This window comes from Rhodanobacter sp. B05, assembly GCF_002001085.1.
Classification (GTDB): Bacteria; Pseudomonadota; Gammaproteobacteria; order Xanthomonadales; family Rhodanobacteraceae; genus Rhodanobacter.
This window is the reverse complement of the sequence record NZ_MUNU01000019.1, coordinates 485,339-498,683: the sequence shown is the minus strand read 5'-3', so window position 1 is coordinate 498,683 and position 13,345 is coordinate 485,339. Positions and strand designations below refer to the sequence as shown.

General features: G+C 66.4%; 4 protein-coding genes. 3 read left to right on the top strand and 1 reads right to left on the bottom strand.

Translation table 11 applies throughout. The features are described from left to right. Positions 1 to 61: 61 nt before the first annotated feature. Genes B0E47_RS15910 through B0E47_RS15900 form a run of 3 tightly spaced genes read left to right on the top strand, consistent with a single transcriptional unit; the run spans position 62 to position 12,078 of the window. A complete protein-coding gene (locus tag B0E47_RS15910) occupies positions 62 to 1,648 on the top strand; it encodes a ShlB/FhaC/HecB family hemolysin secretion/activation protein (RefSeq protein WP_254422969.1) in 1,587 nt (528 codons plus the stop codon). A 12-nt stretch (positions 1,649 to 1,660) separates the two neighbouring features. Then, the gene (locus B0E47_RS15905) at positions 1,661 to 10,939 is read left to right on the top strand and encodes a filamentous hemagglutinin N-terminal domain-containing protein (RefSeq protein ID WP_168171090.1); all 9,279 of its coding nucleotides are present in this window, start codon (positions 1,661 to 1,663) and stop codon (positions 10,937 to 10,939) included. Next, complete coding sequence (locus B0E47_RS15900) at positions 10,918 to 12,078, top strand: hypothetical protein (protein WP_077515227.1); 1,161 nt, start codon at positions 10,918 to 10,920, stop codon at positions 12,076 to 12,078. The genes B0E47_RS15905 and B0E47_RS15900 overlap by 22 nt, the downstream gene beginning before the upstream one ends. Before the next feature lie 42 nt (positions 12,079 to 12,120). Here the strand turns inward: B0E47_RS15900 and tssA are convergent, their stop codons facing one another. After that, positions 12,121 to 13,161 carry a type VI secretion system protein TssA gene (gene tssA / locus B0E47_RS15895; RefSeq protein WP_077515226.1) on the bottom strand — a complete coding sequence of 347 codons (1,041 nt, stop codon included), beginning with the start codon at positions 13,159 to 13,161 and terminating at the stop codon, positions 12,121 to 12,123. Positions 13,162 to 13,345 lie beyond the last annotated feature (184 nt).

Sequence of the window (13,345 nt, the reverse complement as noted above, 5' to 3'; positions counted from 1 at the left end):
TCCCTCTCCCGGAAAATCGGCAACATCGGCGGGGCATGCAGCGCCACCGGGTGCCGGCGTCGTGCCACCGGTCAGGGATCGCGACACGGCGGCGGTGCAGAAGATCGCCGTCCGCGGTTTTCAGGTCGCCGGCGTGGCGGATCACGCGCGCCTTGGGATCACGCCGACCAGCATCCAGTCGTTGGCGGACGCGCAATTCCGCGCACTGGCCGCCGGTTCGGGTGGTTCGGTGGCACTGAGCTTCGCCCAGATGCAGGGGGTTGCCGACAAGATCACCGAGCGCTACCGGAACGCCGGCTTCATCGTTTCCAACACCTTCCTGCCGGCGCAAACCGTCGGCTCCGACCAGATCGTGCGGATCCAGGTGCTTGAGGGCCAGATCGGCAAGATCATCGTCAAGGGCACCAAGCGATACCGCCCGGCCATCATCTCGGCCGCGGCCGAAAAGTTGCGCGGCAAGCCGCTGCTCAAGAGTGATGTCGATACCGCGTTGCTGTACGCCCGCGACCTGCCGGGCGTCACCGTAGCTTCGACTTTTCAGCCGGGCGAGCACACCGGCGATACCGATCTGATCATGATCGCCCACGAGAAGCAGCCTTACCAGTTCACCCTGGGTGCGAACAACTACGGTACCGACCTCACCGGCAAGTACCGCCTGCAGGCCGGTCTCGAATGGGACAACCCGTTGCGCCTCGGCGACACCTTCAACGCCAATGTGGACTATGCGCTGGATCCCAGCGACAACATCTACGGCTCGCTGACTTATCGCGTTCCCGTCGGGCACACACCCGGACTGACGGCCGTGGTGGGGGCCTCGCGCAACGAGCTGCAGATCAATACCGGGTCCTTCGCCGCACTCAACGTCAAGGGCCCCAGTTCCCTCTACTACGGCGGGCTGGACTGGAAATACATCAACCAGGACGACTTGCAGCAGGTTGCCACGTTGCACCTGCTCACCGAGCGGTCCCAGCTAAACAGCCTGGGCTTCCGCCTGTCTGACGAGAAGTTCACCGTCGCGGAAATGACCTGGGGCATGCTGCATACCGATCGTCGTTTCCATGGCGTCGACATCATGCAGGTCGACTTGCGCAAATCGATCAACGACGACTCGCTTACGCCGGACCTGGTCAGCCCCCAGCACGACAGCAACTTCCTCGTCACCAAGATCTCCTACACGCGCCTGCAGTTCCTCAGCAAGTCGCAGCGCCTCAATTTCAAGTTCGTCGGCCAGTACACCCGCGATGCGCTGATTCCGCTGGAACAGTTCGCGATGGGTGGCCCGGACAGCACGCGGGCCTACCCGATTGCAGACGCGCTGCGTGATCGTGGCTATTACGCCTCACTTGAGTATCACGTCGATGCGCCCGGTTTCGGCGACAAGGTTTCGCCGTTCTACGGCAGGCCGTGGCGGGAGTTGCTGGAGTTCGAGGTGTTCTACGACTACGCCAAGGGTTTTTCCGCCGGTGCGAACCGGCAGCTCACCCCGGCGAGTGCGGAGCTCAGCGGCGTCGGCGCGGGATTCATTTTCCGCCTGCCGCGGTTCAAACACTTCGAGTTCCATTTCGATGGTGCCAAGTCCACCAGTGCGCAGAATGCATCCGATGGCAAGGGTTTCCACATCTACTCCCGTTTCAGCTTCACGTTCTGACGGATGATGACCATGAGCAAGCACACCAGCACTCCCCGGCGTGAATCGCGCAACGGCGCATCCAGGTTCCAGGCGGCGCGGTTGCCTTCCGGCAGCCTGCCCCTGCGCAAGACCTGGCCGATCAGCCTGTGCGTCGGGCTTGCCATCGGTTCGATCGCCTTCAGCGGAGAGGCGCTGGCCGGCGGCCCCACCGGTGGCGTGGTGGTCGGCGGCTCGGGCAACATCGCGCAGAGCGGCAACCAAACGGTCATCAACCAGATCTCGCAGCGGCTGGCGCTGAACTGGGACACGTTCAACCTCAAGTCCAACGAATCGGTGCTGTTCAACCAGCCTTCGCGTTCGGCGGTGGCCTTGAACCGGATCCTCGACCAGAACCCCAGCCAGATCTTCGGCAAGATCAATTCCAACGGCCAGGTATTCCTGATCAACACGCACGGCATCATCTTCGGCGCCACCGCGCAGATGAACGTCGGCGGCCTGATGGCGAGCACGCTGGATCTCACCCCGAAGGATTTCCTCGCCGGCAACTACAACCTCAACGTGGTGGGCGGCGGCGCCGGGATAGTCAACCACGGCCTGATCCAGGCATCCAGCGGCGGCTCGATCAGCCTGATCGGCGGCAGCGTGCTCAACGACGGGCTGATCCTGGCGAACTACGGCACGATCAATCTCGACGGCGCCGACCATGCCGTGCTCGACTTCGACGGCAATGGCCTGATCAACATCCAGATCACCGGCGAGCTGAAGCAGCGCCTGGACGCCAGGGAAGCAGCGGTCACCAACAAGGGCACGCTGCAGGCCGACGGCGGCACCGTGGTGCTGCAGGCCTCGGCGGCCAGGGACCTGTTCACCAGCCTGGTCAACAACTCCGGCGTGATCGATGCCAGCGGCATCAGCACCGACGGTGGCGTGGTGCGGCTGGTCGGCAACGGCGGCAACGTCGAGAACAGCGGCAGCATCGACGTGTCCGGCGTGCATGGCGGTACGGCGCAATTGCTGTCCGATCAGAACGTGGGCATTACCGGCAGCATCGATGCGTCCGGCACCCACGGTGGCGGCAACATCCGTGTCGGTGGTGGTTGGCAGGGTGGCGAAGGCTTGCAGACCGCAGCGGTCACCTATGTGGGATCCGAAGCGAAATTGAATGCCGATGCCACACAGTCCGGCAACGGCGGCTCGGTGGTGGTTTGGGGAAACAACGGCAACAATTTCTTCGGCAATATCAGTGCTCGCGGAGGTGTGATCGGCGGTAATGGTGGTCAAGTCGAAACCTCGGCACACAACGGCCTGAATGTACAAGGCCAAGTGGATGCTTCAGCACCGAGTGGTAATGCAGGCACGTGGTTGCTCGACCCATGGAACGTCAGCATCGTGACGTCAGGCGGTACGCTGACATCACCCTTTACGGCTACCGCTGATTCAAGCATCAATGCCAGCGCTATCAATGGCGCGCTGACCGGTACCAACGTCTTTGTCTTCACCGGCAGTACGGGCACGTCCAACGGCGACATCACCGTCAACGCGCCGATCAGCGCGACCTCAGGCGCCAATAACGCACTCTATCTGGAAGCGGCAGGCAGCATTTTCCTGAATGCAGGTATTTCAAGCGATGGCACCAATGCGCTCCAGGTGAACCTGTGGGCAAATTACGGTGGTGCTGCGGCCGGAACGACCTACAGCAGCAATGCATCATGCGTCTTATCGTGCGTAGTGACCGTGGGCAACACGGCCAGCGCCGCTATCACCACCAGCGGTGGCAATGTGGATATCGAAACCGGCACCGGCGGTGGTGCGGTCAGTATCGGCAATGGCGCGAACATCGGCAGCATAAACACCGGCGGCGGCACGCTGACCGTGAATGCCACCGGGATCGCGGAAGGCAGTGCGGGCAGCATTGCGGCAGGAGCGGCAACTTTCAACGCAGGCGCGGGTGTCATCACGCTGGACAACACAAGTAATAACTTCACCGGCGCGGTGAGTCTCAACAACAGTGGCGCGAACAACGTCACGCTCAACAACGGCACCAACGCACTGAGCCTGGGCATTTCGGCGGTCGGTACCGGCACGCTGACAGTGAACGGCAAGGGCATCACCCAGACCGGCGCGATCACGCAGGCAGCGAGCGCAGGTATGGCCACGTTCAACGCCGGCGCCGGCCCGATCGCGCTAGGCAATGTGGGCAATAACTTCAGTGGTGTGGTGAGCCTGAGCAACAGCGGTGCAAGTGCGGTCAACTTGAACAACGGCGGCCATGCGTTGGCCTTGGGCACGGTGAATGTCGGCAGCGGCGCGTTCACGCTAAGCAACTACAACAATACGCTTGCCCTGGACGGCAACATCACCACCAGTGGCAGTGCGATCAGCTTGGGCGGCGCCGGTGGAACTGTCAGCCTGGGTGTTCCATCCATCACCATCGACACCACCGGTGCCAGTACCGTGGCGGCCGGCGCGAACATCGGTTTTCTCGGCACGCTGGATGGCGCCAGCAATCTGATCCTGACCGCCGGCACCGGTGGCGCAGCCAGCTTCGGTGGTACGGTGGGCGCCGCGACACCACTGACCAGCCTGACCACGAATGCAGGTGGCGGCACGACGCTGGTTGGCAATGTCCATACCACGGGTGCACAGACCTACAACAATGCCGTGACGCTGGGTGGCAACGACACCCTGGCCGGAACGACGGTGAGCCTGGCTGGCGGCGTGACGGGTGCCGGCAACAGCCTGACGATTACCGGCAACACGACGCTGGGCACGGCGAACGGCCTGAGTGCGCTGACGGTCAGCGGTACGAGCCTGCTAAACGGCAATGTCACAACGACGGGTACGCAGACCTACACCGGTGCGGTGACGCTGGGTGGCAACGACACCCTGGCTGGAACGAACGTGAGCCTGGCCGGCGGCGTGACGGGTGCCAACAACAGCCTGACGATTACCGGCAACACGACGCTGGGCACGGCGAGCGGTCTGAGTGCGCTGACGGTCAGCGGTACGAGCCTGCTGAACGGCAGTGTCACCACGACGGGTACGCAGACCTACACCGGTGCGGTGACGCTGGGTGGCAACGACACCCTGGCCGGAACGACGGTGAGCCTGGCTGGCGGCGTGACGGGTGCCAACAACAGCCTGACGATTACCGGCAACACGACGCTGGGCACGGCGAGCGGTCTGAGTGCGCTGACGGTCAGCGGTACGAGCCTGCTGAACGGCAGTGTCACCACGACGGGTACGCAGACCTACACCGGTGCGGTGACGCTGGGTGGCAACGACACCCTGGCCGGAACGAACGTGAGCCTGGCCGGCGGCGTGACGGGTGCCGGCAACAGCCTGACGATTACCGGCAACACGACGCTGGGCACGGCGAGCGGTCTGAGTGCGCTGACGGTCAGCGGTACGAGCCTGCTGAACGGCAGCGTCACGACGACGGGTGCGCAGACCTACAACGGCGCCGTGCTGCTGGGCAGCGGCATCGCGCTGCAGGCCACCAACGGCAACGTAGGCTTTGGCAGCACGGTGGACAATGCTGGCGCGACGGCGGAAGCACTGACCGTGAACGCCGCCAACGGCCTCGTATCGTTCGCTGGAGCGGTGGGTGGCGGCAGCAACGGCGCGCTGTCGGGCCTGACCACCAACAGCAAGACGTTCAGTGCGAACGCGCTGAACATCGGCAGTGGTGGCCTGTCGGTGACGACGACCGGCGGCGGCATCGGACAGGGCGGTGGCGCCTTTACCGTCACCGGCACGTCGTTCTTCAGTGCCGGTGGCGGCGCGCTCGCGCTGACCAACGGCAACAACGACTTCACCGGTGCGGTGACGGCGACCGGCACCGGCGTGTCGATATTCGACAAGAACAACCTCGACGTCGCCGGCGTGACCGACAACGGCAACGGCAACGTGAACCTGACTGCCGGCGGCACGCTGACGCTGCCGGCCAGCGCGATCAATGCCGGGACGGGTGCGCTCACGCTGGTATCCAACGGCGGCTCGCTGGCGACGAGCGGCGCGCTGAGCGGCGGCACCGTGTCGCTGACCGGCAGCGGAGGCATCACCCTGGCTGGCAGCGTGACGGCAAGCAATACGCTGCAGCTGGCCAGCGCGAACACACCGATCAGCCAGACGGCTGGCATCCTGACAGTCTCGAGCACCACCAGCGTGGGTGCCGGCAGCGGTGCCATCACGTTGAACGGACCCAACGCGTTCACCGGCGCGGTGAGCCTCACCGGCGGCACCACGCAGATCACCAACAGCGGTGCACTGAAGCTGGGCTCGCTGAGTACGGGCGCACTGACCGCGACCAGCCTTGTTGGCGGCGTGAATCTCGGGCAAGGCACGGTCGGCGGCGCGCTGGTCGCCACGGCCGCGGGCGACATCACCGAAACCGGTGCACTGGGCGTGAGCGGCGCCTCCAGCTTCACGGTGACCGGCGGCCAGCACGACATACTGTTGAACACGATCACCACGCCGAACAATTTCGGTGGCCAGACGGTCACGGTGAACGCCAGCGGCGGCGGCAGCATCGGCACCCTCAGCCTGAGCGACAGCAATGCCGCCGCGCTGTTCCCGACCCTCACGGTCGCACCGACCAACCTGGTGCTGGATTACACCCAGGCGGGCATCGCCGTGACTTCGCCGCTGACGCTGGGCGGCACCCTGGACCTGGCCGCCGGCGCCGGCATTACGCTCAACGGCAGCGTGACCACCGGCGGCGCACAGACCTATCGCAGCGCGGTGCTGCTGGGTGGCGCCAGCACGCTGACGGCCAGCAACGGCAACGTGAGCTTCGGCGGCGCGGTGGACAACGCAGGCGCCACGCAGGAAGCGCTGACCGTGAACGCTGCCAACGGCCTTGTATCGTTCGGTAGTGCCCTGGGTGGCGGCGCCAACGGCGCGCTGGCCAGCTTGATCACCAATAGCGGCTCCTTCAGCGCGAATGCCTTGAACATCGGCAGCGGCGGGCTTTCGGTGACGACCACCTCAGGCGGCATCGCCCAGGGCACGGGTGTGTTCACGGTGACGGGACCGTCGACCTTCACTGCAGTTGGCCAGTCGATCAGCCTGACCAACAACAACGTTTTCGGCGGCACGGTCACGGCCAGCGGCACCGGTATCGCGATCACGGCCGCGGGCGATCTGGCGATCGCTTCGCTGACCAATGGCGCCAACGGCGCAGTGAGCCTGATCGCCGGTGGCAACCTCATCCTGTCGGGCGCAGCCATCGATACCGGCGCGAGCGACCTGACCTTGACCTCCGGCGGCACGCTGACGACCACCAGCGCCATGAGCGGCGCCGACGTCTACCTCACCGGCACCAGCGGACTGAGCCTGGGCAGTAATGTCACGGCAACGACTACGCTCGGCCTCCACAGCAGCAACGGCTCGATCAACCAGACCGCTGGCGTGCTCACGGCCGGCACGCTGACCGGCAACTCGGCGGGCGGCACCACGCTGGGCGGCGACAACGCGATCGCGAACCTGGGCGCGTTCAACGCGAACGGTTTCAGCCTGACCAATGCGCAGGCGCTGGCAGTGAACGGCGCCGTCGCGGGCGGGACGGGCGCGACCACGCTCACCACGACTGCCGGTAACAACCTCACGCTGGCGGCCACCGGCAGTGTGGCCGGCAGCGGCGTGACGCTGAGTTCGGGCGGCGCGATCGACGCGATCGCGGGCAGCAGCGTGAACAGCAACAATGGTGCGCTGAGCTTGAACGGCGGTGCGTTCACGCTGGACGGCGCGCTGAATGCGGGCACCGGCACGGCGACGCTGAACGCGACGGGTGCGATCGCGCAAGCGGCCGCCACGGGCGTGATCACCGCGGGCACGTTGACCGGTCACTCGACCGGCAGCACCAGCCTGCTGGGCGCGAACAAGGTCGGCACGCTGGGCGCGTTCAACGCCACGAACGGTTTCAGCCTGACCAATGCGCAGGCGCTGGCAGCGAACGGCGCCGTCGCGGGCGGGACGGGCGCGACCACGCTCACCACGACTGCCGGTAACAACCTCACGCTGGCGGCCACCGGCAGTGTGGCCGGCAGCGGCGTGACGCTGAGTTCGGGCGGCGCGATCGACGCGATCGCGGGCAGCAGCGTGAACAGCAACAATGGTGCGCTGAGCTTGAACGGCGGTGCGTTCACGCTGGACGGCGCGCTGAATGCGGGCACCGGCACGGCGACGCTGAACGCGACGGGTGCGATCGCGCAAGCGGCCGCCACGGGCGTGATCACCGCGGGCACGTTGACCGGTCACTCGACCGGCAGCACCAGCCTGCTGGGCGCGAACAAGATCGGCACGCTGGGCGCGTTCAATGCCACGAACGGTTTCAGCCTGGTCGATGCGCAGGCGCTGGCAGTGAACGGCGCCGTCGCGGGCGGGACGGGCGCGACCACGCTCACCACTTCCGGTGCAGGTAACAACCTCACGTTGACGAGCGCCGGCAACATTACCGGCACCGGCGTCACGTTGACTTCGGGCGGCACGCTCGACGCGGCAGCGGGCAGCAGCGTCAACAGCAGCAACGGCGCGCTGAGCTTGACCGGCGGCGCGTTCACGCTGGACGGCGCATTGAATGCGGGCACCGGCACGGCGACGCTGGCTGCGAACGGCGCGATCGCGCAGGCGGCGACGGGCGTCATCACCGCGGGCACGTTGACCGGTCACTCGACCGGCAGCACCAGCCTGCTGGGCGCGAACAAGGTCGGCACGCTGGGCGCGTTCACCACCGGCGGCGATTTCGCGTTCAACGACGCGCAAAGCCTCGCGGTCAACACGGCGCTCTCCGCGAATGGCGGTGCGGGCAACATCACTCTGACCACCATCGGTGCCGGCTCCGATCTCGTGCTGGCGAGCGGTCTCACCGGCAACACGGTGACGCTGAAGGCCGGGCGCAACCTCGCGCAGACCGCCGGCGTCATCAAGGCGAATACGCTGACCGGCAGTGCGGCCGGAAGCGCCAGCCTGAACGACGCCAACCTGATCGGCACGCTCGGCAGCTTCAGTTCGAACGGTTTCAGCCTGACCAATGCGCAGGCGCTGGCAGTGAACGGTGCCGTCGCGGGCGGTACGGGCGCGACCACGCTCACCACTTCCGGTGCAGGTAACAACCTCACGCTGGCGGCCACCGGCAGCGTGGCCGGCAGCGGCGTGACGCTGAGCTCGGGCGGCGCGATCGACGTGATCGCGGGCAGCAGAGTGAACAGCAACAATGGTGCGCTGAGCTTGAACGGCGGCGCATTCGCGCTGGACGGCGCGCTGAATGCGGGCACTGGCACGGTGACGCTGACCTCCAGCGGAGCAATCAGCCAGGCGGCGGCCACGGGGGTCATCACGGCCGGCACATTGACGGGTCAGGCTGTCGGCAGTACCGACCTCAATGGCGCCAACCTCATCACCACTCTCGGCAGCTTCACTTCCGACTTCAGCCTGACCAATGCGCAGACGCTGACGGTAGCGGGCCCGCTCAACGGTGGCCCGGTGGTGACGCTGACCACGACCGCCGGCGACCTGATCATCAACGGCGCCGTGAACGGTACGGCGACCACGCTCAACTCGGCCGGTGCGATCAGCGAAGGGGTGGCAGGCGTCATCACCGCGGACACGCTGAGCGGCCATTCGGCGGGTGCGACGAGTCTCAACGGCGCCAACCGCATCGGTGCGCTGGGCAGCTTCAGTGCGGCGAACTTCGCGCTGACCAACGCGCAGACGCTGGCGGTGAGCGGCCCGATCAACGGCGGTGCCAGCACCACGCTGACCACCACGGCCGGTGATCTGGCGATCAACGGTGCGGTGAACGGCACGACGATGACGCTGAAGTCGGCCGGTGCGATCAATGAAGGGGCGGGCGGCAGCCTCACGGCGAGCAACCTGAGCGGCCAGTCGGCGGGTGCGACGAGCCTCAACGGCGCCAATCACATCGGCACACTGGGCAGTTTCAGTGCAGCGGCCTTCGCGCTGACCAACGCGCAATCGCTGGCGGTAACCGGCCCGATCAACGGCGGCAGCAGCGCCGCACTGACGACGACCGCCGGTGATCTGGCGATCAACGGTGCGGTGAACGGCACCACGACGACGCTGAAGTCGGCGGGTGCGATCAGCGAAGGGGCAGGCGGCAGCATCACGGCGGGCAATCTGAGCGGCCAGTCGGCGGGTGCGACGAGCCTCAACAGCGCCAATCACATCGGCACACTGGGCAGTTTCAGTGCAGCGGCCTTCGCGCTGACCAACGCGCAATCGCTGGCGGTAACCGGCCCGGTCAACGGTGGCAGCAGCGCCGCACTGACGACGACCGCCGGTGATCTGGCGATCAACGGTACGGTGAACGGCGCAACGACGACGCTGAAGTCGGCGGGTGCGATCAGCGAAGGGGCAGGCGGCAGCATCACGGCGAGCAACCTGAGTGGCCAGTCGGCGGGTGCGACGAGCCTCAACGGCACCAACCACATCGGCACATTGGGCAGCTTCAGCGCGGCGAACTTCGCGCTGACCAACGCGCAATCGCTGGCGGTGACCGGCCCGGTCAACGGTGGTGCCAGCACGGTGCTGACGACGACCGCCGGCGGCCTGGCCATCAACGGCGCGGTCAGCGGAACGGCCACGACGCTGAACTCGGCCGGTGCCATCACCGAAGGCGCAGGCGGTGTCATCACCGCAGGCACCTTGAGCGGAACGGCGGCGGGAGCGACCGTGCTCGGCAGCGCCAGCAGCCGCAACGCCAACATGGTCGACACGCTGGGCAACTTCACCTCGTTGGCCGGCTTCAGCATGACCAACGACAAGACGCTGACGTTGGCTTCGGTAGGTGGCAGTGCGTTCACGGTGAATGCCGGCACGTCTGCGTTCTATCTGTCGGTGACCAACGGCGACCTGTTCCAGCTCGGCACGGCACAGGTTTATGACGGGCTCGGCGTATGGGGCTCCACCGGCCGCATGGGTACCGCCTCGAATCCGATCTACGTGATCGGCACGGGCCTGCAGTCGATCGCCAACGTCGGCCTGCCGCCGGCCTATTTCTACGCATTGGACAGCAGCGGCAACCTGCTGCCGCTGGGTGGCGGCTTCGCCATCAACGTGCCCACCGCGTCGGGCGCGGGCAGCGCGCAGAACGGCAACCACGGCGATTCGTACATCGACCCGAGCGTGATCACGGCGAACTACCGGTCCTACGGCATCGTGCCTTCGGGCGTGCGGCTGCCGGCGGATCAGCAGAATGGTTGCGATCCCGACCAGCCCGACCAGTCGGACTGCCAGGATCCGGACAGCGTGGGCATGGTTCTCGCGTGGCCGAACTCTCCGCGATGACCATCGGCAGACGACTCGGCGCAGGCATTGCGTTCGCCTTGCTCGCGCCGGTTCCGGTCGGCCTGGCCGCGGCACAGGACGCGCCGCAGAGCGCTCCCCAGATCGCGCCGAGATTGACCGGCGCGATCATCATCACGCAATTGCAAACCGCGCAGCATGACCTCGCATTGCGGTCGGCGGACCTGCCCGCATCGAACGTGGCGACCATCAGTCAGCGTCTCGCCAGCATGGCCGATCGCCTGGGCAAGTCACTGGGCGGCGATGTGGCCAAGCCGATCGATACGCTGGGCAACGACGCCAAGGCCGATGCCTATCACGCCGAGGCGGCGGTGCAGCGCACGCGGGCGTTCCTCGAGGCAAGCAGGAGCTGTCTCGGTGACGATACGGCGGCGATGGCCGGTGCGCTGGCGAAGACCCTTGAGCTGGAGGCCGCGGCTTCGGGCGCGTCCAAGCTGCAACCGGTGATCAACGGTGTCGAAACCCTGGATCGACGGCCGCTCTTCGTCCTGCATGATGACGGCAAGCCGGTGGCATTCGCGCTGACCGGCGAGAACCTGTTCGACGCGCAATGTGCCAGCCCGGTCGTCACCGCAACCGACGGGCAGGGCAAGCCGCAGAGCGTGCAGCCGCTGGTGACCGGCGTGCTGCCCAACCGGATCGAGTTGAAGTTGCCGGATGGCGCCCAGCTCCAGCCCGGCAGTTACGTGCTGCATGTGGTGCCCAAGCGCAAGGCGTTCCTGGTGGGTTGCACGACCCAGCCGGAAACGACGGCCGTGGTGCAGGTGGCACCGGCGGCGAAGGTCTCCGTGAGCTATTCGCTGAGCGAGACCTGTCCTGCGCCGGGTGGCGGGATGGGCCAGGCGATGCCGCCCGTCACCGGCAGCATGCCCGACGGCGTCGGCCACGGCACGGTGGCCACCTACGTCAAGGTCAGCGGTTGCTCCGATCCGCTCAGCTACAGCATCAGTGCGACGGTGAAGTTCGGCGATGGACATGCCGCCACGGTCGGACCGATCAGCCAGATCGCCTCGGCCGGCATCACCGCCGGGCTTCCGGGCGGGCTGTCCCTGAGCTGGGATCCTTCGGTGCATCAACTCGTGGTGCGCCCCGCGACCAGCAGCTGCAAGGGCGTCTATTGAGCAAGCCGCAGGCTTGCCGCCGGTTTCGCGGCGGCAAGCGGGCTACTCGTCGTCGGGCGTGCCTGAAACCACGCGCAGTTCCGAGATGCCGCCTGGCGCCAGGTCCTTGAGCAGGTCCATGAAGTCCATCCCGACCAGTCGCTGGGCGCGACGCAACAGCAGCGGCACCGGGCTGGAGGGTTCGCAGCGGGTGTAGTAGTCGCAGACCTCGTCAAGGCGACGCATGACGTCCTGCGGTCCGGCGATCGCCCCGGAAGCGCGCACGGCACCCGTCACCGCGCCGCCGGATTCATCGCCGCCTTCCGCGTTTCCGTCCGCGCCAGCTTCCGGCGGCAGGCGTCGGGCCAGCTGCGGATCCAGGAACTTCTTCAATTCCTGGATATCGCCGAGCAGGTTCTTGAAATCCGGCCCGGCCGAGCCGAGCTGGTCGGTGAAGATCGCGTCGATCGCCTTGGCGTGTTCCAGCGATTCGCGGATGGCCGCGGTGGTCTGGACCAGCTCATCCTCGGCGCAGTCCATGCAGCAGGCTTCCATGTCCGTCAGGCTCGCTTCCGGGCCGTCGTCGGAGGTGCCTGTCTTGAGCGTGCCATTGGCGATGCGCAGGTCGCGCAGGCTGAAGCGACCCATCCGGGGTGACTGCACGAATGGCGTGCTGCGGAAATAACCGAGGACACCTTGCAGGTCACTCAGCGGTACCACCGCGTTGACGCGCATGGTGGGATCGTTGTCGTCCTCGGCATCCAGCTGCGGATGCACGTTGTCCCAGAACTGTTCGAGCAGGCCGCGGATCAGTCCGAGGCCGGCGCTCCAGCCGGGCATGCCGGAAGTGCGCATCCAGCCGGCGGTGAGGTGAACGGCGGCGCGCAGATCCTTGGATCGGCCCAGCACGGCTTCGGACAGTTCGACGACCTTGTCCCAGTCCGGCTCCTCGGCAGCCTTGACCGTGTCGCCGATGGCGCGCTCGGCCTTGGGCGCGGCAGCGCGTTCGAGCGCGAGGAACTCGGGGTCGTATTCGAGATCCGGTCCGGCCGGCAATTCGTCGGATACCGGGGCCAGCAAGGACTCCAGATTATATTGCGCCATGGCTCTGCACCGACGTTCGGGATAATCAACGCATTATCACAAATTATCGGCACAAAACCACGCGCGGCGTAGGGTCGGCTGGCGCCGTCATCGGCCTCGCTGATCTGCCGTCTTTCCCTTCCGCAGGTGCCAAGCGGGTGGAGCCTTCGGCGCCGCCCGCGAGGCGAATCGCGGCGACGCGGCA

Coding starts and splice junctions, on each gene's coding strand:
- tssA (WP_077515226.1), bottom strand. CDS start 13,161: ATGGCGCAATATAATCTGGAGTCCTTGCTGGCCCCGGTATCCGACGAA.
- B0E47_RS15905 (WP_168171090.1), top strand. CDS start 1,661: ATGAGCAAGCACACCAGCACTCCCCGGCGTGAATCGCGCAACGGCGCA.